The organism is Shewanella sp. HL-SH8 (assembly GCF_051165765.1).
Taxonomy (GTDB): domain Bacteria; phylum Pseudomonadota; class Gammaproteobacteria; order Enterobacterales; family Shewanellaceae; genus Shewanella; species Shewanella glacialimarina.
The window spans coordinates 4,260,984-4,283,640 of sequence record NZ_CP195039.1 but is presented as its reverse complement, the minus strand read 5'-3'; the positions used below and the strand labels follow the sequence as shown (position 1 = coordinate 4,283,640).

The 22,657-nt window shown below is 40.7% G+C and carries 20 protein-coding genes and 2 pseudogenes; 14 read left to right on the top strand and 8 right to left on the bottom strand.

What is annotated here, in order from left to right; all coding sequences use genetic code 11:
* Nucleotides 1-813 precede the first annotated feature (813 nt).
* The 5 genes and pseudogenes from trmH to gmk all read right to left on the bottom strand — a co-directional run bounded on the left by trmH (nucleotide 814) and on the right by gmk (nucleotide 5,124).
* Nucleotides 814-1,519 (bottom strand): annotated as a pseudogene (gene trmH, locus ACRWQN_RS18925) (tRNA (guanosine(18)-2'-O)-methyltransferase TrmH).
* A gap of 96 nt (nucleotides 1,520-1,615) precedes the next feature.
* Nucleotides 1,616-1,999 (bottom strand): RidA family protein, encoded by a 384-nt coding sequence (locus ACRWQN_RS18920; protein ID WP_226412795.1) that lies wholly within the window; start codon nucleotides 1,997-1,999, stop codon nucleotides 1,616-1,618.
* Nucleotides 2,000-2,041: 42 nt separating this feature from the next.
* Entirely contained in the window at nucleotides 2,042-4,147 is a 2,106-nt protein-coding gene (spoT, locus tag ACRWQN_RS18915) for a bifunctional GTP diphosphokinase/guanosine-3',5'-bis pyrophosphate 3'-pyrophosphohydrolase (protein WP_434939329.1), read from the bottom strand.
* A gap of 13 nt (nucleotides 4,148-4,160) precedes the next feature.
* Entirely contained in the window at nucleotides 4,161-4,439 is a 279-nt protein-coding gene (gene rpoZ, locus ACRWQN_RS18910; protein ID WP_188735731.1) for a DNA-directed RNA polymerase subunit omega, read from the bottom strand.
* Nucleotides 4,440-4,500: 61 nt separating this feature from the next.
* Nucleotides 4,501-5,124 carry a guanylate kinase gene (gene gmk / locus ACRWQN_RS18905; RefSeq protein WP_226412804.1) on the bottom strand — a complete coding sequence of 208 codons (624 nt, stop codon included), beginning with the start codon at nucleotides 5,122-5,124 and terminating at the stop codon, nucleotides 4,501-4,503.
* A gap of 185 nt (nucleotides 5,125-5,309) precedes the next feature.
* Here gmk and ACRWQN_RS18900 point away from each other — a divergent pair, with 185 nt between their 5' ends.
* The 3 genes from ACRWQN_RS18900 to yjjG are packed head-to-tail and all read left to right on the top strand — an operon-like array spanning nucleotide 5,310 to nucleotide 8,468.
* Complete coding sequence (locus tag ACRWQN_RS18900) at nucleotides 5,310-6,623, top strand: DUF805 domain-containing protein (RefSeq protein ID WP_434939328.1); 1,314 nt, start codon at nucleotides 5,310-5,312, stop codon at nucleotides 6,621-6,623.
* A 49-nt stretch (nucleotides 6,624-6,672) separates the two neighbouring features.
* A complete protein-coding gene (locus ACRWQN_RS18895; RefSeq protein ID WP_434939327.1) occupies nucleotides 6,673-7,740 on the top strand; it encodes an aminoglycoside phosphotransferase family protein in 1,068 nt (355 codons plus the stop codon).
* A gap of 44 nt (nucleotides 7,741-7,784) precedes the next feature.
* Nucleotides 7,785-8,468, top strand: coding sequence for a pyrimidine 5'-nucleotidase (gene yjjG / locus ACRWQN_RS18890; RefSeq protein WP_434927416.1), 684 nt, complete (start codon nucleotides 7,785-7,787; stop codon nucleotides 8,466-8,468).
* Nucleotides 8,469-8,552: 84 nt separating this feature from the next.
* Here the strand turns inward: yjjG and ACRWQN_RS18885 are convergent, their stop codons facing one another.
* A complete protein-coding gene (locus tag ACRWQN_RS18885; protein WP_434939326.1) occupies nucleotides 8,553-11,102 on the bottom strand; it encodes a penicillin-binding protein 1A in 2,550 nt (849 codons plus the stop codon).
* A gap of 186 nt (nucleotides 11,103-11,288) precedes the next feature.
* Between ACRWQN_RS18885 and ACRWQN_RS18880 the strand changes: the two genes are divergently transcribed.
* From ACRWQN_RS18880 to ACRWQN_RS18840, 9 genes are all read left to right on the top strand, one after another.
* Nucleotides 11,289-12,368 carry a pilus assembly protein PilM gene (locus ACRWQN_RS18880; RefSeq protein WP_434939325.1) on the top strand — a complete coding sequence of 360 codons (1,080 nt, stop codon included), beginning with the start codon at nucleotides 11,289-11,291 and terminating at the stop codon, nucleotides 12,366-12,368.
* Entirely contained in the window at nucleotides 12,356-12,940 is a 585-nt protein-coding gene (locus ACRWQN_RS18875; RefSeq protein ID WP_226412816.1) for a PilN domain-containing protein, read from the top strand. Before ACRWQN_RS18880 ends, ACRWQN_RS18875 begins: the two co-directional genes overlap by 13 nt.
* On the top strand, nucleotides 12,937-13,554 hold the full coding sequence (locus ACRWQN_RS18870; protein ID WP_226412818.1) for a type 4a pilus biogenesis protein PilO: 618 nt from the start codon (nucleotides 12,937-12,939) through the stop codon (nucleotides 13,552-13,554). The genes ACRWQN_RS18875 and ACRWQN_RS18870 overlap by 4 nt, the downstream gene beginning before the upstream one ends.
* Nucleotides 13,555-14,073, top strand: coding sequence for a pilus assembly protein PilP (locus ACRWQN_RS18865; RefSeq protein ID WP_434927413.1), 519 nt, complete (start codon nucleotides 13,555-13,557; stop codon nucleotides 14,071-14,073).
* Between the two features lie 22 nt (nucleotides 14,074-14,095).
* A complete protein-coding gene (locus ACRWQN_RS18860; RefSeq protein ID WP_434927412.1) occupies nucleotides 14,096-16,144 on the top strand; it encodes a type IV pilus secretin PilQ in 2,049 nt (682 codons plus the stop codon).
* 224 nt (nucleotides 16,145-16,368) lie between these two features.
* Nucleotides 16,369-16,884 carry a shikimate kinase AroK gene (aroK, locus tag ACRWQN_RS18855; protein WP_188842299.1) on the top strand — a complete coding sequence of 172 codons (516 nt, stop codon included), beginning with the start codon at nucleotides 16,369-16,371 and terminating at the stop codon, nucleotides 16,882-16,884.
* 8 nt (nucleotides 16,885-16,892) lie between these two features.
* Nucleotides 16,893-17,969: a 3-dehydroquinate synthase gene (aroB, locus tag ACRWQN_RS18850; protein ID WP_434939324.1), complete on the top strand. Its 1,077-nt coding sequence runs from the start codon at nucleotides 16,893-16,895 to the stop codon at nucleotides 17,967-17,969.
* Nucleotides 17,970-17,988: 19 nt separating this feature from the next.
* Nucleotides 17,989-19,392, top strand: a complete 1,404-nt coding sequence (locus ACRWQN_RS18845) for an AAA family ATPase (RefSeq protein WP_434939323.1) — start codon at nucleotides 17,989-17,991, stop codon at nucleotides 19,390-19,392.
* Between the two features lie 61 nt (nucleotides 19,393-19,453).
* Complete coding sequence (locus tag ACRWQN_RS18840; protein WP_434927409.1) at nucleotides 19,454-20,296, top strand: Dam family site-specific DNA-(adenine-N6)-methyltransferase; 843 nt, start codon at nucleotides 19,454-19,456, stop codon at nucleotides 20,294-20,296.
* Between the two features lie 10 nt (nucleotides 20,297-20,306).
* Here ACRWQN_RS18840 and ACRWQN_RS18835 read toward each other — a convergent pair whose 3' ends face one another.
* Nucleotides 20,307-20,486: a DUF2970 domain-containing protein gene (locus ACRWQN_RS18835; RefSeq protein WP_434927408.1), complete on the bottom strand. Its 180-nt coding sequence runs from the start codon at nucleotides 20,484-20,486 to the stop codon at nucleotides 20,307-20,309.
* Between the two features lie 2 nt (nucleotides 20,487-20,488).
* Complete coding sequence (locus ACRWQN_RS18830) at nucleotides 20,489-20,854, bottom strand: hypothetical protein (RefSeq protein ID WP_434931015.1); 366 nt, start codon at nucleotides 20,852-20,854, stop codon at nucleotides 20,489-20,491.
* 386 nt (nucleotides 20,855-21,240) lie between these two features.
* On the opposite strand from ACRWQN_RS18830, the gene rpe reads away from it, so the two are divergent.
* The gene (gene rpe, locus ACRWQN_RS18825) at nucleotides 21,241-21,909 is read left to right on the top strand and encodes a ribulose-phosphate 3-epimerase (RefSeq protein ID WP_226412835.1); all 669 of its coding nucleotides are present in this window, start codon (nucleotides 21,241-21,243) and stop codon (nucleotides 21,907-21,909) included.
* A gap of 42 nt (nucleotides 21,910-21,951) precedes the next feature.
* Nucleotides 21,952-22,631: pseudogene (locus tag ACRWQN_RS18820) on the top strand (phosphoglycolate phosphatase).
* Nucleotides 22,632-22,657: the final 26 nt, after the last annotated feature.

Here is a 22,657-nt window from a genome sequence, read left to right as displayed (position 1 = left end):
TAACATCCTTGTTAAACTACCAGTTCGGCATCCATGCCTCTCGCTCAAAACGTTTCACACCATGAAACTTCGCCTTGTTTTGGATACTCGCTGGCTCATCAGCACCTGAAATTTTTGTTTCTTCGATTTAGCTTTGTTGGTGACGAGACTCAAAAGCAAAAGCTGGATCCCCGATAAAAGATCTCGGGGAAGACGGAGTGATTATAATCATCTAGGCATTCATCAAACACTTAGCGCTTTATCACAAATGAGGCTAAATCGAAGAGAAAGAATATCAGGTGCAAGCGCGGCTGTGACCGTCGATGGCAGGGATGCCATCGTTGAGCTAACAGGGACGTACTTGCAGCGTGTCACAGAAGTGCTTGCGCTAAAGCCTGCGGCAGGCAATTGATTGCAGTAATGGTAATGTATAAATTTAACGATCAAATAACTAAACTGCCATGGCATGAATTATTCCTGTTTTGGATACTAGCTGGCTCATCTGCACCTGAAATTTTTGTTTCTTCGATTTAGCTTTGTTGGTTGCTACACTTAAAAGCAAAAGCAAAAGCAAAAGCAAAAGCAAAAGCAAAAGCAAAAGTAAAAGGCTGGATTCCCGAAAAAAGATCTCGGGAATGACGGTTTGAACATTACTTCAAGTGAGGGTAAATCGAAGAGATAGAATATCAGGCGCAAGCGCGGCTGTGACCGTCGATGGCAGGGATGCCATCGTTGAGCTTACAGGGATGTACTTGCTGCGTGTCACAGAAGTGCTTGCGCCAAAGCCTGTGGCAGGCAATTGATAGCAGCAATGGTACTTTATAAATTTAACGATCAAATAACTAAATCAGCATTCGGATCAGGTTCTCGCATTCTTTGCCACCAGGTAGCATTAGCTTCTATTTGTCCTTGCTGATCAATTTTCGGATAAGGGATATTTTTACGTCGACAGGCTTTTGCATAAACTGGATGGCCTTGCTCGAACAACATTTTCTGACAATAAGCTTCATCTAAATGACGAGTGCCATACATGCCTGCTTGTTCACGCTGGCGCTGCGCTTCATACATGATCAATGCAGAAGCGACCGATACATTCAGCGATTGCACCATACCAAGCATAGGAATAATAATATGTTGGTTAGCAATCGCTAGCCCTTCATCACTGACACCGTCACGCTCGTTGCCCATGATGATCACCGTTGGTTTGGTGTAGTCTATTTCGCGAAAGTCGACGGTGGTGTCAGAAAAAGTTAGTAGCCAGTACTTGCATGCCCTTGGATTTAAATTGTTTTGCCGCCTGACTCATGTTGTCGTGCACTATGGTTTTTACCCATTGCTGACTCCCAGAGGCTGTATTGCCTGATACCCGCATTTGAATGTCAGGCCATACCGCATGAACTTGATGTATACCCACGGCATCTGCGGTGCGAATAACCGCAGCAATGTTTTGGGTTTTATGGACGGTATCTAAACATAAAGTGAGATCAACCTGGCGGTTGTCTAGCATTTGATTAATACGGGCGAAACGTTCAGGGCTCATAATAAATATTCGGTAAAATTTTAGCTAACAACAAGTAAACAAAAGGGCGCATAAGCGCCCTTTATACTGAGTAATATTGGACGTCAATGACGGAGCTTATAGCTCCATAATGCCGTCCATTTCAACTAATGAGCCTTTTGGTAGCTCTTTTACCCCAATAGCAGCACGCGCTGGGTAAGGCTGTTGGAAGTAACGACTCATAATGTCATTCACTGTGGCAAAGTGTGACAAGTCAGTTAAGAAGATATTTAACTTAACTATGTCACTCATTTTTCCGCCAGCTGCATCACATACTGCGGTTAAGTTTTCAAATACTTGCACAACCTGTGCAGAAAACTCATCGCTTACCATGGTCATGGTTTTAGGATCTAACGGAATTTGACCAGATAGATAAACAGTAGTGCCGACCTTTACAGCCTGAGAATAAGTGCCAATCGCCTGCGGTGCTTTGTCAGTAGCAATGATAATTTTTTCAGCCATCTTGTGCTCTCTTGTTGATTATTATAATGATTTCTATAAGGGTTATCTGTTGCGTGAGGTACGCAGTACTTCTGGAAGCACTCTGATACGGCGCATCACATTGGCTAAATGTACCCGATCATTGACTGAAATACGCAAATTAATTAAGTACACTCGGCCATCGCGCTCTTCGGTACTCAAGTTATGAATATTTGATCCTGCTGAAGCAATAATCGAGGTGATTTTTGCCAATGCACCTTGATGATTGACAATTTCAACGCGCAAGTTAGCATGATATTCAACCCCTTCAGTATTATCCCAATGAACAGAGATATACTTGTCTGGTTCGCCTTGATAACCACGGATGTTAGCGCAGCTTTCCATGTGCACAACCAACCCTTTACCTGGACTGACATGGGCAATAACCGCATCACCAGGTATTGGGCGACAACAATTTGCATAGGTAACTAACATGCCCTCAGCACCACGTATTGGCATGGCATGGCCATCTTTATTGTTGTGGGAATCTAGCTTTTGGCCGAGTAAGCGCTGTGCTATCACTATGCTCATCGCATTGCCCAAACCAATATCGGCTAACAATGAATCTAAGTTAGTATGTTTGGTTTCTTTGATAACTTTTTCGATCAAATCTGCAGGAATACTGTCAAACTTAGTTTCGCCCAATGCATGATTCAATAAGCGGCGTCCAAGTGTGATGGCATTGTCACCCTTTAAACTTTTCAATACTTGACGAATTTTACCGCGAGCTTTTCCAGTTACCACAAAGTTAAGCCATGCAGCATTAGGGCGTGCACCTTTTGCTGTAATAATTTCAACCGTTTGGCCTGAAATTAGCGGTTGGCTTAGTGGGTAAGCTTGGCGATTCACTTTTGCGCCCACGCAAGTATTACCCACATCGGTATGCACTTCATAGGCGAAGTCGACAGCGGTGGAATTAACCGGCAACTCTAAAATACGGCCTTCAGGAGTGAATACATAAATTTCGTCAGGGAAGAGTTCGGTTTTAACGTTTTCAACAAATTCGAATGAGCTTGACGCACTTTGCTGTAATTCAAGCAAACTTTGCATCCATTTACGTGCTCTGACTTGGGTGGTATTTTGCTGGCTAGCATCGGTTTTGTTTTTATACATCCAATGAGCGGCAACCCCTTTATCAGCCATTTGGTCCATTTCTTCGGTGCGTATTTGCACTTCAACTGGCACTGCATGGGGTCCAAATAACGAGGTGTGCAATGATTGATAACCATTGGCTTTAGGTATGGCGATATAATCTTTAAAGCGGCCTGGATGGGGTTTGTATAATCCATGCATGGCGCCGAGAACTCTATAACAGGTGTCAATGCTGTCAACGATGACTCTGAAGGCATAAATGTCCATTACTTCTTCAAATTGCAGCTCTTTGTTGCACATTTTACGGTAAATGGAGTAAAGATTTTTTTCTCGGCCTTTGACCTTGCCTGCTATACCAGCATCTTCTAATCGCGTTTCAATGGCACCTTCGATACCAATGATTAATTCCTTACGATTACCTCGTGCAGATTTAACCACTTCTTTGATCACTCGATATCGCATTGGGTAATAGGCTTGAAAGCCTAAATCCTCTAACTCTATTTTGATATTATGAATACCAAGACGGTTGGCGATAGGTGCGTATATTTCAAGGGTTTCGCGGGCAATGCGACGACGTTTATCAGGACGCAGCGCGCCTAAGGTGCGCATGTTATGGGTTCGGTCAGCCAGTTTGATAAGAATAACCCGAATATCTTGGGTCATGGCCATCATCATTTTACGAAAGTTTTCAGCTTGTGCTTCTTTCTTATCGCGAAATTTGATCTTATCTAGCTTTGATACACCTTCGACTAATTCCGCCACATCAACACCAAATAACTCAGCAAGTTCTTCTTTGGTGACAGGGGTGTCTTCGATGGTGTCATGAAGTAGGGCAGCCATTAACGTCTCATAATCAAGACGCATGTCTGCCAGGATGCGAGCAACCGCAACCGGATGGGTAATGTAAGGTTCGCCACTTGTGCGCATTTGCCCTTCATGGGCATCGCGCGCGACCAAATAGGCCTGCTTGAGTAATTCTACTTGCTCCGGCTCTAAATAAGCGGAAGCTGATTCTTTGAGACCTTCAAACAGATACAAGTGGCGCTACTCCTTAAATTACACGACCTTCCGCAATGGCGGCAACAGCAGCTATTTCAGCAGCTTCGCGTTCACGGACAGTTTGACGCTCATCAGCATCTAAAGTATTAGAGGTGACTAAACCTAATTCGATTTCGCGTAAAGCGATAACCGTTGGCTTATCATTCATCTCTTCAACCATTGGATCTTTACCTTGCACAGCGATTTGGCGTGCACGACGCGCTGCAACCAGGATCATATCAAAACGGTTGCCGATTTTATTTACAGCGTCTTCTACAGTTACGCGAGCCATGTGTGGAAACTCCAGTGTTATCTATGGGGAAAAAATGACGCAAAATTGTACACTAAGACAATTAGTTTGCCAATAGATCGACAAGCATATCATTGTGAGTGTGTCTCTGACTAGCACAGGTTAATCTTTGACTGCTAATGATGGCTTTTAAATTGTCCAATGCAGTGTCGAAATTATCATTAATGATCACAAAATCATATTGAGTATAGTGTGACATTTCTGAGACAGCTTGAGCCATACGACTATCAATAACCTCTTGACTATCCTGGCCTCGACCGGTTAAACGGCGTGCAAGTTCGGTTTTTGATGGCGGTAAAATAAATACCCCAACGGCTTCAGGCATGAGCTTTTTAACTTGCTCGCCACCTTGCCAGTCTATATCTAAAAAAACATCTACACCTTTGGCTAAGGTTTGTTCGATAACAGTGCGTGACGTGCCGTAGTAATTACCAAATACTTCAGCCCATTCAAAAAAGGCATTTTCAGCGATTAACGCTTTAAATTGTTCAACTGTAACAAAATGATAGTGTTGACCGTTAACTTCACCTGGTCGTGGTTGGCGAGTGGTATGAGATACAGATACTTGCATATCACTGGGATTATCTTTTAAAAGTGCGGAGATAAGAGACGATTTTCCTGCACCGCTAGGGGCTGACACAATAAAAAGATTTCCAAGAGTACTCATAGTTTTGCTGTTCTCACAATACGGTTAAGAAAGTTTAATATTATAACTCAACAAAAACTGCCTACATAGCCATAAAATCTCTGCCGATTGAGATTGAAATTCAGTACTCTCTTTTTACACAGATTCATACTAAAATACCCCCGCGACCCAAACGGGTTGCCTTGCTTACGATTCAAGGATTTTTCATGCAGTTAAACACGCTTTGGTGTTATCAAGGCCGCGACAATGCCTTCCGCTTTTTGGCCATCATTTTAGCCAGTTTTAGTTTTTTGTTTTTAGTCGGGATAGTTTTCCCGCAAAGCATGATTATTTTATTTGCAGCACTGCTAACAACGACAGTGATTAGCTTGTCTGCGCTCAGACGTTTACATGATGCAGGTAGACCCATTTTTTGGGTGTTACTTGCTGTCTTGCCACACTTATTATTTGTATTGAGTTGTTATTTGTTTTGGCCTTTTGCTGCTATTGCAGGAGTAGGTTTATTAGGTATTGCTTGTAGTGTTTTTATTAGCTTCTTTCCCGCCATTAGTCAAAAAGTGCCTTATGTTGAAGGTTATTATGGCCCTAAAGCACAGGTTAAGTCGGAATTAGGTGGCGTGAGAAAACGCCGTGAACCACAGGTTTTTGGCCAGGCTGCTCGTGCGGATGTTAAACCGATGGCTGCTGAAGTGCATCATGTTGCTGATGATGAGCGGGGGCAAAATGAAGTCTCAGATATAGGTGCGCATCATGCCTCATTTGATCATGCAGAAGTTGAGGTTAATGAAACCGAACATACAAACAGCAAACATATCGACATTGATACTACCGACGAACCTTTAGTCGCATCAATGCGTTTTTCTGCAATTGATCAAGCACCCGAGTCAATGTCAGCTTTTAAGCAATCTTGGCAGGCATCTCATCGTTTTGATGTTGATCGTGATGCGCTTGATACCGGCTCGGTGACTGAGTTAATCAAATCTTGGTTAAATCGCTTAAAGGAGCATCATATTCCAGTGATTCTGGGCGCTAAGGTGTTAGGTGTATTACTGGTATCGGGTTTAATCGTATGGTTGCTAGTCAGTCTTACTAATAGCGGTGACAGTGATGAAAAAGATATTGCCAAGGTTAACGTTACCCAATCAGAAAAAATCGACAGAGTCAGCGCTAAGTTGCCTGATGGTTTCTGGATAGTTATGCAAGACAGCATATTTATTGTGCGCTGGCTCGGTGATACAGATACGGCAAAAAACCTCTGGCGACTCGATACCGCCCAAGGCGATAAAACCTGTAGTGAGCTCGTTTTTAACGATGGCAGTGAATATAGGCCTATTAGTGTTGATTTAATGAGCGATGAGGCCACTGAAGCGCGTTTTTCACCTTTAGATAACAAATCTATTATTAATCATATTGCAATGCGTGGTAGTTTTAAGCTTTGTGGCTATGACTTTAGCTTAAAGGGCAGTCAAGCTACGTTAATGCAGCATCAAGAGTTTGCTGATTATCTACCGACAGATTAACTGAATATAATTAATACGATATAACTTAAAAAGAATATGGAGCGTATGAGTGAGTGATTTTATTAGGCAGCAAGTGCTGCCTCATTTTGGTATTGGTTTAGATAAAGTCACCATCTCAACGCTTGGAAATGGACACATTAATCAGACATATTTAGTACGTTGGCCCAAGGGCGAATTTGTTTTACAAAGAATAAATACTGATGTATTTACTCAGCCAAATTTACTGATTGAAAATGCATTACATGTCAGTGAACATCTTCAACAGCAAGTTGAACAAGGCCATTATCAATTACAAGTTGTTAAGCCTGTTAGCGCGCAAGATAAACAATATGCTATTAATCTTGGCGATGACGGCTATTGGCGGGCGATAACTTACTTGCCAAGTAGCCATACTATTGAAGTGGTTACTAACACCGAACAAGCAAAAATGGCTGCCGGAGCCTTTGGTCATTTTGTCGCGGCATTGAGTTCACTCAACCCAGATTGCATTAATGATGTTATTAAAGATTTTTTGAATTTTCCTTTTAGACTACAACAGCTACAGCAAGCGGTAGGTGATGATAAATGTCAACGTTTGTCAGAATGCCAATATTGGGTTGATTTGGTTTTTAGTCAACATGCGTTATTTGATGAGCTTGAGCAGGTTGAATCGCTATTACCTTTGCGTGTTTGTCATAATGATACCAAAATCAACAACATGTTATTTGATGAGCGTGATATGTCAAGTATGGCCATTATTGATTTGGATACCTGCATGAAAGGGTATTTGATGTATGACTTTGGTGACATGGTGCGTGCTTTTTGTTCGCCAGAGGAAGAAGATTCCACTGCATTAGATAAGGTAATTGCACGACCAGAGATTATTGCTGCTGCCAGTGAAAGCTACATCAAAGCATTAGAAGGGATCATTACTCCAATAGAAAAACGGAGTTTATGGCTAGGTATAAAAGTTATGGCATTGATGTTGGGCAGTCGTTTTTTAGCCGATCATATCAATGGCGATGCTTATTTTAGTATTCACAGACCTAATCATAATTTAGATCGTGCAGCTAACCAGTTAACGATTTTTAAAAGTTTGCTGGGGCAAGAAGCCAAATTAAAACCACTTTTCGAGTAATTATCAGTTAACTCAACATATCAATTAATTGGTGAATGTAATTAATGCATATTTCAAAATATCAGTGGATTTTATTTGATGCCGATGAAACCTTGTTTCATTTTGATGCTTTTGCTGGACTGAAGTTATTATTTTCAAAATATGATGTTGAATTTAGTCATGCAGATTTTGACCATTATCAAAAGGTAAATAAACCTCTTTGGGTTGAATACCAAAATGGCGTTATTGACGCCAAAACGTTACAGACGCAGCGATTTGTTGAGTGGGGAATAAAGCTAACCGTTCAGCCTGAGCAGTTAAATCATGGTTTTTTGGCGGCAATGGCCGACATTTGCGAACCTTTACCTGGTGCTAGGACGCTTATTGATGCTTTAGTGGGTAAAGTTAATTTAGGTATTATTACCAATGGCTTTACTCAGCTTCAACAAATACGCCTGCAAAAAACCGGTATGGAGACGGCATTTTCTCAAGTGATTATTTCTGAGCAAGTGGGAAAAGCGAAACCCGATAAAGCGATATTTGATCATGCTTTTGAACGAATGGGCCATCCTGAAAAGCATCAAGTGTTAATGGTTGGGGACACATTACAGTCAGATATTTTGGGCGGTATTAATGCCGGAATTGACACTTGCTGGTTAAACTCTGCGGGTGTAATGGCTGATAGTAATATTACACCTCACTACCAAGTTGGCTCATTAACCGAATTACATCAACGACTATTGCCATAATTAATCGATTCTCATATTCAAACGAACATAAAAAAAGCCGTATTAAGTTTTAACTGAATACGGCTTTATCATTTCCATAATTAGCTATTGGAATAAATCTTCCGCAACGCTATCAATAAATGTCTCACCAGAGCTTTGAGTTTCTATCGCATATTCTTTGGGCTCAGTGCCAGCAACAAAATATTCAAATGCGGTTGTGTGATCAGTCTTTCTTGTGAGCTTACCTGTTTCTAAATCAATACGAACAGAGACAATGCCTTTTGGTGGTTCAGCCGATACTTCGGTTGTGCCTTTTAATGCTTTATTCATAAAGTCATTCCAGCCAGGGCCAGCGGTTTTTGCGCCGGCTTCTCCGCCTGATATTTGATCAGGAGCACCGCTAGCCATCCAACTGGCACGCCCTAGTTGACGGCCGTGGTCATCAAATCCTACCCAAAATGTCGAAGTTAACGTAGGATTAAATCCACTAAACCAAGTGTCACGAGATTCGTTGGTTGTTCCTGTTTTACCTGCAATGTCATGGCGTTTAAGTAACTTAGATGCACGCCACGCAGTACCATTCCAACCAGTACCTTTACTCCAATCTCCGCCACCCCATATAACACTTTTAAGCGATTCGGTGATCAAAAAGGCAGTTTGCTCTGAAATAACTTGCTTAGCATAGCGGCCATTTTGACGATTACAGACTAATTCAGTATCTGAATTAGCGGCTGATAAATCTTGATTCATTGCAGCAAAAAAATCGCTGCTAGCCTCATCGTCAGATGGCTCGCTAATCGTTTGCTCATTTAAACCGGATGAACAAGCCAGAGTAGGAGATGCTTGCTCAATGATATTATCGTATGAATCTGTTACGTGGTCGATAAAGTAAGGTTCAACTAAATAACCGCCATTGGCGAACACGTTAAACGCAGTGGCTACCTGTAAAGGTGTCACCGAAGGTGAGCCTAAAGCCAAAGATTCATTACGGGGTAAATCTTTAGCATCAAAGCCAAATTTTACCAGTTCATCAGTGGCATTTTGTAAACCTACATGACGAAGCGCGCGTACCGCCATAACGTTAATCGATTGAGCTAAACCTACTCTTAGTCGAGTTGGCCCGCCATAGATATCTGGCGAATTTTTAGGACGCCATGCAGTGCCTTGGCGAGTATCAGGCTTATTAATAGGCGCATTATTAATTAAGGTCGCAAGAGTCCAGTCTTTCTCAAGGGCCGAAGCATAAATAAATGGTTTAATATTTGAGCCGAGTTGACGCTTAGCTTGGGTCACTCGGTTAAACTGGCTTTTGCTAAAACTAAATCCACCAACCAGTGTGCGAATAGCCCCATCAAATGGGTCTAAACTTACCGTGGCACTAGCAACCTCAGGAATTTGCGATAATTGCCAAAAGCTGCCGTTATTACGCACATAGACTTGCTGTCCCTGCGATAAAATATCAGTAGCAAGCTTAGGCGGTAAACCTTGACGTTTATCAGTGATAAATTTACGTGCCCATTTTAATCCTGACCATTCAATGGTTATTTCAGAACCATCAGCAAGCATCATTTTTGCTTGTTGATCTGTAACAGACATTACTGCTGCAGGTAAAATACCTTGCATTGGTGGCGTTTGGGCTAACTGTTCAATAATCTCAGTACGACCAAGTGGCGTTCCTGTCCAGAGTTGCGAAATTGGACCGCGATACCCATGACGTTGATCGTATGCGAATACGTTATCTCGTAATGCATCCTGAGCCATTAACTGTAAATCAGATGAAATAGTGGTGTAAACATTATAGCCATTGGTATAAGCCGCTTCTTCACCGTATTTCTGGATCATGTAATCGCGGGCCATTTCAGAAATATATGGGGCATATAAGTCAATTTCTGAACCGTGATATCGTGCCGTAAGCGGGGCGTCAATCGCTTCTTGATATTCTGCCTCAGTAATGTTGTTTTTCTCTAACATTCTGCTTAATACCCAGTTACGACGTGCTTGAGCTCTAGCGGGGTTACGTATTGGGTTGGCCGCTGATGGTGCTTGAGGCAAGCCCGCAATCATTGCCATTTCTGGTAATGACAACTCATTTAAGTTCTTACCATAGTAAACTTGCGCCGCTGCCCCAACACCGTATGCGCGGTTTCCTAAAAATGAGCGATTTAAATATAAGGTTAAAATTTCATGTTTAGTGAGGGCTTTTTCAATTTTTAACGCGAGAAAAATTTCTTTTACTTTACGAATATATGTTTTTTCGTTTGATAAGAAAAAGCCTCGAGCAACTTGCTGGGTTATAGTACTCGCACCTTGGCTTTTTTTGCCTGTCGTAATTAAAATTGTTGCAGCACGAATAATACCGATTGGATCAATACCTTTATGTTCAAAAAATCTCGCATCTTCGGTATCAAGTACAGCATTGATAAGCTGTTGTGGCACGTCTTCAAACTCAACAGGTACTCGGCGTTTCTCACCAAATTGAGAAATGAGTTTGCCGTCACTACTATATATACGCAGTGGTGTTTGTAATTGAACTGTTTTTAGTGAGTTAACATCAGGTAAGTCAGGTAAAACATAAAAATATGCTGCAGCAATAGCACCTACACCAAGTAAAGAAAGACTAAAAAAAGCAATTATTAATCGTTTAAACCACTTCACGCATGTATTCCAAAAAAACTTAAATAGGGCGATAGTATATAAGCCGCAACCATTTTGGTGAAGTAAAAACGTATAAACAAAAAAATAGTGTTTGTACAATATAGAAACATTTTGTACAAATAAGTGTAACGAGATGATTTTGTGCTACTATATTTTAAAACAATAAAAGAATTGTGATGACGGAATATGCTTTCTAAATTATGGAAGCGTCAAGCTCCGCAAATGGTGGGGGTCGATATTGGCTCCCATGAAGTAAAAGCCATATTGCTTAGTAAGACTGCTGATGGATATAAAATTCAAAATTATGCAACTGTGCCAATTAAAAAAGGTGCCGTTGCCGATCATGATATTCGCGATTCTGAAGCCGTATTAGAATCGTTAAGACAAGTGAAACGTTCTTTGCCCAAAGGGGTGAAGTTCGCGTCTGTTGCTGTTTCTGGGTCCGCGGTTATGACCAAAGTGATTTACATGGATGCTTCATTGAATGAAGAAGAAATGGAAGCGCAAATTGAAATCGAAGCAGATAACTTGATCCCCTATTCACTCGATGAAGTCAGTATAGATTTCGAAACACTGAGTCAAAACAGCACCGACCCGACAAAGGTGGATGTTTTACTCAGTGCTTGTCGTACAGAAAATATTGACTCACGTGTTGATGCTTTAGATGCTGTCGAATTAGATGTGAAAGTGGTTGATGTTGAAGGGTATGCGTTAGGTCGCTCAGCTGAGTTGATTTACGCACAACTTCCAGAAGGCGCTAAAGACAAAACCATTGCGATGGTAGATGTCGGTGCTAATATCACTACATTTGCCGTTGTCGAACGCGGTGAAACGACTTTTATTCGTGAGCAAGCATTTGGTGGGGAGTTATTTACTCAGTCTATTTTATCATTTTATGGTATGTCCCATGCCGAAGCTGAATTAGCTAAAGTGAGTGGTAACTTACCTAGAAACTATATGTTTGAAGTGTTATCCCCATTTCAAACTCAACTGCTGCAACAAATCAAGCGTACTCTACAGATATACTGCACAGCCAGTGGCCGTGAAAAAGTGGATTACGTGGTGTTATGTGGCGGAACCGGTAGATTAGAAGGTATGGCAACCGTATTAACTAATGAACTTGGCGTTTATGCCATTGTCGCGGATCCCTTTCAAGGCTGTTTGTATGCCGATGAAGCAATTAAATCCCAATTACAGCCATCAATTAATAAGTTCATGGTAGCAAGTGGCTTGGCGCTGAGGAGTTACGCTCAATGGCGAACATAAATTTACTCCCGTGGCGAGAAGAAGCACGGGAAAAACAAAAGCGTGACTTTATTGGTATCCTTGCACTAGTCTTTCTAGTGACATCTTTATTAGTCTATTTGTTTATTAGTTACATTGAATTAGTGACCGATGATCAACGTCAGCGTAATAGTTATTTAATGTCTGAAATTTCCTTATTAGATACTCAGATTGCAGAAATTAGCGAAATAACCAAACGTAAAAAAGATATTGAACGCCGAACTGAAATTATTTTAGCACTTCAGCAATCTCGTAACTTACCCACTCATGTATTAGATGAGTTGGTTAGGATCGTTCCACCAGGCATTTATTTATCGAGTATTGAGAAAAAAGGCAGCACCCTTTGGATTGAAGGTCGCAGCGAGTCCAATAATAACGTTGCAAATATGATGAGGAAAGTGACAACTTCTGAGTATTTATCTGATCCAAGCATGCAGTCTATTATTTCTCAAAATGAAGAATTACGCCAATTGCAGCGGTTCAAGCTAAAAGTGTCTATTACTAATCAGTTCGGTAATCAAGCCCTTGATATGCAACAAGGAGCGAAAAAATGAATTTAGATTTAGACCAATTTAATGATATTGATTTTGAAAATATTGGTGGCTGGCCTAAGTTAGTCAAGCTCGTTTTTGCAGCGTTCTTATCTATATGCGTTATTGGTGCCAGTTATTATCTGTTTATTGCCGATACCATTTCAGTAATGGAGTCAGAACAAAATAAAGAAATCGAATTAAAAGCTGATTTTGAAACTAAATATCGATTAGCTGCTAATCTAAAGTTATACCGCGAACAACTTGTTATCATGGAAATGCAATTTGCCGAGTTATTAAAAATGCTGCCTTCTGAAAATGAAATGCCAGGATTACTTGATGATATAACTTTTGCAGCAACCGATGCGGGTTTAAGAATAAACAGTTTAGACTGGGATAATGAAATTGAACGTGATTTCTATATCGAATTTCCTATTAGGTTAAATGTTGAGGGTGATTATCATGAAATAGGCAATATGGTTAGTGGTGTTGCAAAGCTCCCACGTATTGTTAGTTTGCATGATTTTACTATTACCTACAAAGAGGGCGGTGGTTTGTCTATGGCTATTTTAGCTAAAACCTATCGCTTTAAAGAAGGTGCAGAGTTACCTAAAGAAATTGCTAAGGGGAAGAATTAAATGAAACTCTTACCCGTTTTTATTGGTGTTAGCTTGTTATTGACAGGCTGTATTGGTGACCGCAGTGATTTAGAGTTGTTTGTTACGACCACTAAAGCACAGCATGTTGCCCGTATTCCACCACTAACAGAAACACCAAAGTTTGAGCATTTTTCATATCAAGCTGAATTAATGCGCAGCCCTTTTGTTCCGCCTTCAAGAGAGTTAACCGAAGAGGTTATTGATACCTCAAAAGACTGTTTACAACCCGACTTGGCAAGACGTAAAGGCAGATTGGAAACCTACGCGCTAGATAATTTAAGAATGCGTGGTACGTTAAGTGAAGACGATAGTATTTGGGCATTAATCGAATCAGCCGATGCTAATGTTTATCGTATGGGTGTGGGCGAGTATTTAGGGCTTTATCATGGTCGCATTTCAAATGTAACGCCCCAATATATCGAAATTATAGAATTAATTCCTGATGGTTCAGGTTGTTGGGCTGAACGTCCTAGCAACTTAGAATTATCTGGCAAATAACCATGCGAAGGATGAGAGAATAATGAAATCTTCTGCCGCGATGAGAAAATCAATGACGAATTCATCAATAATAAAAACCCTTCTAGGGTCAGTGCTATTAATTTTTGCCTTGCCGAGTGCTTTTGCGGCTAATCGCCTATTGGATGTGAAATATCATTCAATTGTCGATCATCAATTAGAATTAGAGCTGGTATTCGAGTCTGAAATCACTTCCCCTACAGTGGACCTTTCAGCCAATCCGGCCGAAATTATTTTAAACTTTGATGACACCATCTCTAGCTTAGCGAAAGATAAATTACCGATCGATAGTGTGGGTGTGAAATATCTAACAGCACAGCAACAAGCCAGTGATCTTTCAGTTATTGTTGCGCTCAAAAGTGTTAAGCCTTATCAGGGTAAAATTGAGGGTAATACTTATCGATTAACGATTAACGATGCGGTATCAGGGCCTTCTAGTGCTGATAATCCATTTGTGAATTCGATACAAAGTATTGATTTTAGAAGAAATGCAAAAGGTGGCGGAGAATTATTATTTAATCTCAGCAATCGCTCTGTAGCTGCCAATGTCGAGCAGGTTGGTGCCAAGCTCGAAATTAAATTATATAACACTAATATTGGTGATGATTTATTGTATGTCATGGATGTTCAGGACTTTGCAACTCCAGTCAGTAGTTTTGAAACATTTAAAGAAGACTTAACCTCACGAGTGTTAGTCGATGTAGGTGGCAACTATGAATACAATTACAAGCAAGATGGTAATGTATTTACTGTTAGTATCGATAAAATAGAAAGAGTATCTGTTGCTAAAGAGGCTAAGAAATATAATGGCCGCTCTTTATCATTAAATTTCCAAAATATTTCAGTCAGAACTGTTCTGCAAATTATTGCTGATTATAATAATTTCAACCTAGTCACGAGTGATACCGTCGAAGGAAATATTACCCTACGTTTAGATGATGTACCTTGGGATCAGGCATTAGACTTAATTTTGCAAACCAAAGGACTTGATAAACGTATTGAAGGTAATATTTTGATGGTTGCGCCGAGTGAAGAATTGGCTATCCGTGAAAGTAACGACCTTAAGAATAAGCAGGAAGTAAAAGAGTTAGCACCATTATACTCTGAGTACTTACAGATTAATTATGCTAAAGCGGTCGATATTGCTGAGCTATTAAAAGGTACAGACTCCAGCTTATTATCGACCCGTGGCAGTGTAGCAGTTGATGAACGTACTAACACTTTATTGGTGAAAGATACTGCAGAGATTTTAGAAAGTATTCATCGTTTAATAGAAGTGCTCGATATCCCTATAAAACAAGTGCTAATCGAAGCACGTATGGTTACTGTTAAAGATGATGTTTCTGAAGACTTAGGTATTCGCTGGGGCATCACAGATCAGCAGGGTACTAAAGGCTCTTCAGGTTCACTTGAAGGTGCGGGAAGCATCGCTGGCGGGCTTGTTCCAAGCTTAGATGATCGCTTAAACGTTAACTTGCCTGCGGCGATTTCGAACCCAACAAGTATTGCTTTCCATGTGGCAAAGTTAGCTGATGGTACCGTGCTTGACCTAGAGTTAAGTGCGTTAGAGCAAGAAAACAAAGGCGAAATTATTGCAAGCCCACGTATTACAACCTCAAACCAAAAGGCTGCTTATATTGAGCAAGGTGTTGAGATCCCTTATGTGGAGTCAGCGTCAAGTGGTGCAACATCGGTTACCTTTAAGAAAGCTGTGTTGTCGTTACGTGTTACCCCACAAATTACCCCTGATAACCGTGTGATTTTAGATCTAGAAATCACCCAAGATTCACAGGGTAAAACGGTTCAAACCCCTACAGGTGAGGCTGTGTCTATCGATACGCAGCGCATTGGTACCCAAGTACTTGTGGATAACGGTGAGACGATTGTATTGGGTGGTATTTACCAACAGAACTTAATTAGCCGAGTGAGCAAGGTGCCAGTTTTAGGCGATATACCTTTAGTTGGCTTCTTATTCAGAAACACATCTGATAAAAACGAACGCCAAGAGCTATTGATTTTCGTGACCCCTAAGATTATTTCTGAAAAGTTATAACATACAATAAAATGATAAAGGCCAGCTAACTCTTAGCTGGCCTTTGCTTTTGGCTACATTATGGACTTTTATTGAATATAATTGCCACCATCACTTGCCAGCAGTAGCCTTAAGCTGAGATAATCCTCCGTCAAGTCTCAGTAGAGCAAGGTAATATTTTAAGCGGTCGGCTGTATCTTTAGTCGATCAGGCATTCTTTTATATAAGATTCAGACGTATACGAAATGGCTGAAAAACGTAATATTTTTCTAGTAGGCCCTATGGGCGCAGGTAAAAGCACAATTGGCCGTCATTTGGCTCAAATGCTGCATTTAGAATTCCACGATTCTGACCACGAGATTGAACAACGTACAGGCGCTGATATCGCTTGGGTGTTCGATGTTGAAGGTGAAGAAGGTTTCCGTCGTCGTGAAGCACAAGTTATTGCCGATCTTTCAGAGAGGCAAGGTATTGTGTTAGCAACTGGTGGTGGCTCAGTTCAGAGTAAAGATATTCGCAATTATCTTTCTGCTCGCGGAATTGTGGTGTATTTAGAGACGACTATCGATAAACAAGTTGCTCGTACGCAACGTGATAAACGTCGTCCATTACTGCAAGTTGATGACCCACGCGAAGTTCTTGAGAACTTAGCAGAATCGCGTAATCCTTTGTACGAAGAGATTGCCGATGTCATCGTAAAGACAGACGAACAAAGTGCGAAAATTGTCGCAAATCAAATAATTGAGCAACTCGGTTTTTAGGTAAAGCAATGCAACAAATTCAGGTCGATTTAGGTGATAGAAGTTATCCTATTTATATAGGCCAGAATTTGATGCATGATAGCGCGCTTTTTAGCCGTTACCTTGCAAACAAGAATATACTCATCGTTAGCAATGACACTATTGCCCCTTTGTACTTATCTACATTGGAACAGGCAATGGTGTCTTGTGCGTCAGTTGAAAAAATTATTCTGCCTGATGGTGAGCAATTCAAAAATCTCGAGCATCTGGATCTTATTTTTTCAGCTTTGCTAGAGGGTAATTTTGCTCGTGATTCAGTTCTCGTTGCTTTGGGTGGTGGGGTTATCGGCGATATGACCGGTTTTGCGGCTGCGTGTTATCAGCGTGGAATCGATTTTGTTCAAGTGCCTACGACATTATTGTCTCAAGTTGATTCTTCTGTTGGCGGCAAAACGGCTGTAAATCACCCTCTTGGCAAGAATATGATAGGCGCATTTTATCAACCTAAAAGCGTTATCATTGATACCGATTGCTTAAAAACCCTTCCTGCTAATGAATTTTCTGCTGGTATGGCAGAAGTCATCAAATATGGCATTATTTGGGATGGAGAGTTTTTTGCCTGGTTAGAGCAAAATGTCGCCGCGTTAAAAGCATTAGATACACAGGCGTTGGAATATACCATCGCCAAATGCTGCCAGATTAAAGCTGATGTCGTCACACAAGACGAAACGGAACGCGGAGTCAGGGCGTTACTTAATCTTGGTCATACCTTCGGTCATGCTATAGAAGCTGAAATGGGCTATGGTACCTGGCTGCATGGTGACGCTGTAGCAGCAGGCACAATTCTTGCTGCATTGACTGCACAAGAACTTGATTTGATAGATGAGTCAATAGTTTGTCGTATTAGAAATTTATTTGTTGCATTTGACCTACCCGTTAATGCTCCTAAGTCGATGGATTTTGATAGTTTTATTAAGCATATGCGCCGTGACAAGAAAGTATTAGCTGGTAAGATTCGATTAATTTTGCCAACTGCTTTAGGTCAGGCAGACGTTTTCAGTGATGTTAGTGAAGACTTACTTGAGCGGGTGATCAACCGCGCATAATTGACGTGTGGTGGATTTTTTGACTTCAGCATTATTATTACTGCCAACCCAAGAAGAGCTCGTTGAGCGACTTCAGCATACCGCCAGCTATAGTGGACAGTTACTGTTATTATGTGGCCAAAAAGGATCGGGTAAATCTACCTTAAGTGCAGCACTAGCCAGTGAACTTGATGATTATAATTCGGCGCTTGTCCTTTGCCCTCAGCATGCTGCTTCAGCAGAGATCCGGCGTAAAATTCTGGTTCAATTAATTTCTTCGCCTATTTTCGACGATGAAATCCCCCTGATGGATACCATTATGCGTATTCAATCAACGTTGACTAAACCCTTACATATCATTATTGATGATGCCCATTTATTGCCAAAAACCTTATGGGCAGAATGCATTCTGCTATCAAAAATTCAATGTGGCGGCTCAAATGTTTCAGTGACTATGGCAATGGATTCCTCTTATCTTTCAAAATTAATGGCTGAGCTATCCAATGACATGCGTCAGTTATTATTGCCTATTACCATTGAGCCATTGCCGATAGCAGAGCGGGATGGTTTATATCAAAGCTTACTAATGAGATCCGGTAGTACCTCTTTTATCGCGAGAGATATTATTCATCGTCAGCTGGAGAATCAATCTGGAACACCCTCTGAAGTCGTTGAATTATTAAAGTTAGCGATAACCGAGCCGAAACAAAATAGCCCTGTTTGGGGGATGAAAATCAAATTAGCCTCGTTGTTAATGCTTGTGACTGTATTGGTAATAATGGGCTACTTTGTTAAAAATGAGCCAAGGTTTAATCGAGTAGAATTAACCGAGCCACAGAAGCAATTGACCGCACTTCAGCAACAACAACGAGACAGCGCTGAAGCCTCTATCGTATTCTATGGTAAGACATTGATATCATCTATTAAGCCTGCGACAAAAAATAATCAAACTCATCCTCCTTTTGCGATACAGAGCATTAAACTACCCGGGATAGAAAAGGTGAGTCACAGTAGAGATACTGCGCTTGTAATAGGCTCAACAGCGCTTAATAACAACGAGTCTATCGCTGATGCTGAAAGCTCTGCAGCTGAACCGAAAGCCGCTAGTTCGGATATGCCAAGTATTGCGAAAGATGTTCGCAAGCCAGTGCTCACAAAGATAAATGATAACAATGATCTACTTAATAAGGGCTATACGCTTCAGTTGGCCAGCGTAATAGATAAGAAATCATTAGAATCGATAATAACTAAAATCGGTAATAAAGAGTCTGTTTATATCGCTAAACATAAGCAGCGTTATGTGTTGTTGTTTGGTCAGTATTTTTCTCCACAGGAGGCTCAACAACAGGCTAAGCGGTTACAAGCTGAGCATAGCATAAGTGCTCCTTGGGTGAGAAAGTGGACCGATTTAAGCGAATATAGAATTGAACTGGAAAGTCGATGATAAATAAGTGTAAACAGAGTACAATCTCCAGCTTTAATTTTGGCAGCAAGTAACTTACTTTATGACAAAAAAGCATAGAGCCTTTCTAAAATGGGCGGGTGGAAAATTTAAACTCGTCGATGAATTGTCGAAACATCTACCAAAAGGTCAGCGACTAGTTGAGCCTTTCGTTGGTGCTGGCTCAGTGTTTTTAAATACCCACTATGACGACTACTTGTTATGCGATATTAATCAAGATTTGATTAATCTTTATGAAATAGTAAAGCAAAAGCCAGATGCTTATATCAAGGCGACCAAAGCATTATTTGTTGCTGAAATGAATAACAAAGAAGCTTATTATCAGATACGTACCGATTTTAATTTGAGCCGTGATCCTTTTACCCGCTCGGTATATTTTTTATACTTAAATCGTTTTGGGTTCAATGGCTTGTGTCGATATAACCGCAAAGGTGGCTTTAACGTACCTTTTGGTTCATACAAGAAACCCTATTTCCCTGAAGCCGAAATTCGCCATTTTTCAGCTAAAGCCAAAAATGCCACATTTAAATGTATTGGTTATGAAGGTGCATTCGCTTTAGCAAAAGAAGGCGATGTTATTTATTGTGATCCTCCTTATGCTCCATTATCTACCACCGCAAGTTTTACTACCTACGCAGGTCCAGGCTTTAGTTTAGATGATCAGGCATTACTTGCCAGACATTCACGTCATACAGCCCATAAACGCAATATTCCAGTGCTGATCAGTAATCATGACATTGCGCTGACCAGAGAGCTTTATCGTGGCGCAAAACTTGCCACAATATCTGTGCAAAGAAATATTAGCCAGAAAGGTGCTTCGCGAATTAAAGTAGATGAAATTATGGCGCTATATGACCATCACTATTGTGACGATGAAGAAAACTAGGCTTGAGAGATTAGCTAAGGACTTGTTGCACAATAAAAATTAACGTTAAAACCATCACTACAGCTAGAGCAATGCCCATTAGAATAAAAGGCACAGGTGAAGTTGTTTTAAAATCTCGCTGACGATTACTATCGGTTTGTACCCCAAAAAATGCGGCAATCGTGCTGCTAAATACTCGCCAAAAAGACATTGTTAAATCTGCTCTGGCTTATTTGATGCAGGTATATCTGCAAGTGGTTTATCTTTATGACCATATAATAATTCAATTAAGTCGATAAAATGGAATTGACTTGAACGACTATTGCCAGAGATCCAATTTTTCCAACTTACATCATGTTCTTTGGTGGCACAGCGGTTGACTGGGTGGCTAGAGGGTAAACTCGCATTATAATTTACATCCGTATCACAGGCGCATGCCTGATCAATATTTTGTTTGGCTGACGACGAAAATGCAAAACTAATTAGCACGACCAAGGTTGAAGTCGTCACCATAGCAGCGATCGATTTTACTGACTTAGTGCTAAGGTACGAAAATAAACGATGTGGACGTAATTCCATAAGGGGATCCTTTCCATTAATTAACGCCAGTATATTACTGGCATTGTTCGTTTTCACTTTCAACAAACTTGAACTTAATATAATTTGTTTTCTAAAAAATTTAATACTTAATTAACAATATGTTAGTTTGCTTGATTTGCATTTAGCTTCTATAGAATTGATAGCTAGTTAATCATACTAGTGCATTGGTACCATCTAGCTGTACCTGAAATACTGCCGAAATCTTATTCATTATACCAAATCCGTATAGTTTATGAACATTTACAGCATATTTATTTTCAAAATCAAACTTGTTGCATACCTAGGGCTTTTTTTTGTCGTTTAACTAGAGGCTTTTCGCCTCAAAGGGTAAACTATTACTTCATTTATTTTGCTGCGAGACCAAGATGCAACCTTATTTAATTGCTCCATCAATCTTATCTGCTGACTTTGCCCGTTTGGGTGACGATGTTAAAGCTGTACTCGATGCGGGTGCAGATGTGGTGCATTTTGATGTAATGGACAATCATTATGTCCCTAATCTTACTATAGGCCCTATGGTTTGTACGGCATTACGTCAATATGGGATCACTGCGGATATTGATGTTCATTTAATGGTTAAACCTGTAGATAGAATAGTACCTGACTTTGCTAAAGCAGGTGCATCAATTATTACCTTCCATCCAGAAGCGTCTGAGCATGTTGATCGTACCTTACAGTTGATTAAAGAATCAGGATGTAAAGCAGGTTTAGTGTTTAATCCTGGTACACCATTGCATTACTTAGACCATGTAATGGATAAGCTGGATGTTATTTTATTGATGTCGGTTAACCCAGGTTTTGGTGGTCAGTCATTCATTCCGTCAACATTAGATAAATTACGCCAAGTACGCCAACGTATTGATGCCAGTGGTTTTGATATTCGTTTACAAGTAGATGGCGGTGTTAAGGTTGATAACATTGCTGAAATCGCGGCAGCAGGTGCAGATATGTTTGTAGCGGGGTCGGCTATTTTTAGTCAACCTGATTATAAAACGGTCATAGATGAAATGCGCAGCGAGTTAGCAAAAGTATAGTCTATAACGTCAACTTTATTAGCCGTAAATAGTAGCCTAACCATGACAAATTTTGATCAAATACGTGCCATAGCCTTTGATTTGGATGGCACCTTAATTGACAGTGTGCCTGATTTGGCGGCCGCAACCAATGCAACATTACTTGAATTGGCTTTGCCACAAGCAAGTGAAGATCAAGTAAGGGGCTGGGTAGGCAATGGCGCTAAAATGCTGATGCACCGAGCGCTCAGCTTTGCACTGGCTAAAGAGGTTGATGAATCGCTATTAATAGACACTATGCCTAAGTTTATGCATCACTATGGTGTGTTTCTGGAGAAATATAGCCGATTATATCCCAACGTATTGTCGACGCTAATGGCTTTACAACAGGCTGGCTATCGTTTGGCTGTGGTGACGAACAAACCCTATCGTTTCACTATTCCGCTATTAGAAGCGTTTGGTTTACGTGATTTCTTTGATCATGTGTTAGGGGGGATTCATTGGCAAAAATGAAGCCTGATCCATTACCCCTTAATCACCTTTTGCAGCAATGGCAAATCCAGCCGCAACAGTTGTTGATGATAGGCGACTCTAAGAATGATATCTTAGCAGCTAAATCGGCCAATGTTACAGTCATAGGGTTAACTTATGGTTATAACTATGGTGAACATATTCGTTTAAGCGAACCGAATGAAGTGTGTGATGACTTTGGCCAAATCGGTCAGTTTTTACTTTCTAAATAATTTTATAACACAGTAATTGGAGCAAC

Bases quoted from the DNA above. Each gene is read 5' to 3' on its own strand.
- rpe (WP_226412835.1), top strand. From the start codon at position 21,241: ATGCAACCTTATTTAATTGCTCCATCAATCTTATCTGCTGACTTTGCC.
- ACRWQN_RS18835 (WP_434927408.1), bottom strand. From the start codon at position 20,486: ATGTCTTTTTGGCGAGTATTTAGCAGCACGATTGCCGCATTTTTTGGG.
- rpoZ (WP_188735731.1), bottom strand. From the start codon at position 4,439: ATGGCTCGCGTAACTGTAGAAGACGCTGTAAATAAAATCGGCAACCGT.
- ACRWQN_RS18860 (WP_434927412.1), top strand. From the start codon at position 14,096: ATGAAATCTTCTGCCGCGATGAGAAAATCAATGACGAATTCATCAATA.
- yjjG (WP_434927416.1), top strand. From the start codon at position 7,785: ATGCATATTTCAAAATATCAGTGGATTTTATTTGATGCCGATGAAACC.
- ACRWQN_RS18840 (WP_434927409.1), top strand. From the start codon at position 19,454: ATGACAAAAAAGCATAGAGCCTTTCTAAAATGGGCGGGTGGAAAATTT.
- ACRWQN_RS18920 (WP_226412795.1), bottom strand. From the start codon at position 1,999: ATGGCTGAAAAAATTATCATTGCTACTGACAAAGCACCGCAGGCGATT.
- gmk (WP_226412804.1), bottom strand. From the start codon at position 5,124: ATGAGTACTCTTGGAAATCTTTTTATTGTGTCAGCCCCTAGCGGTGCA.
- ACRWQN_RS18830 (WP_434931015.1), bottom strand. From the start codon at position 20,854: ATGGAATTACGTCCACATCGTTTATTTTCGTACCTTAGCACTAAGTCA.
- ACRWQN_RS18875 (WP_226412816.1), top strand. From the start codon at position 12,356: ATGGCGAACATAAATTTACTCCCGTGGCGAGAAGAAGCACGGGAAAAA.
- ACRWQN_RS18870 (WP_226412818.1), top strand. From the start codon at position 12,937: ATGAATTTAGATTTAGACCAATTTAATGATATTGATTTTGAAAATATT.
- aroK (WP_188842299.1), top strand. From the start codon at position 16,369: ATGGCTGAAAAACGTAATATTTTTCTAGTAGGCCCTATGGGCGCAGGT.
- ACRWQN_RS18900 (WP_434939328.1), top strand. From the start codon at position 5,310: ATGCAGTTAAACACGCTTTGGTGTTATCAAGGCCGCGACAATGCCTTC.
- ACRWQN_RS18880 (WP_434939325.1), top strand. From the start codon at position 11,289: ATGCTTTCTAAATTATGGAAGCGTCAAGCTCCGCAAATGGTGGGGGTC.
- ACRWQN_RS18865 (WP_434927413.1), top strand. From the start codon at position 13,555: ATGAAACTCTTACCCGTTTTTATTGGTGTTAGCTTGTTATTGACAGGC.
- aroB (WP_434939324.1), top strand. From the start codon at position 16,893: ATGCAACAAATTCAGGTCGATTTAGGTGATAGAAGTTATCCTATTTAT.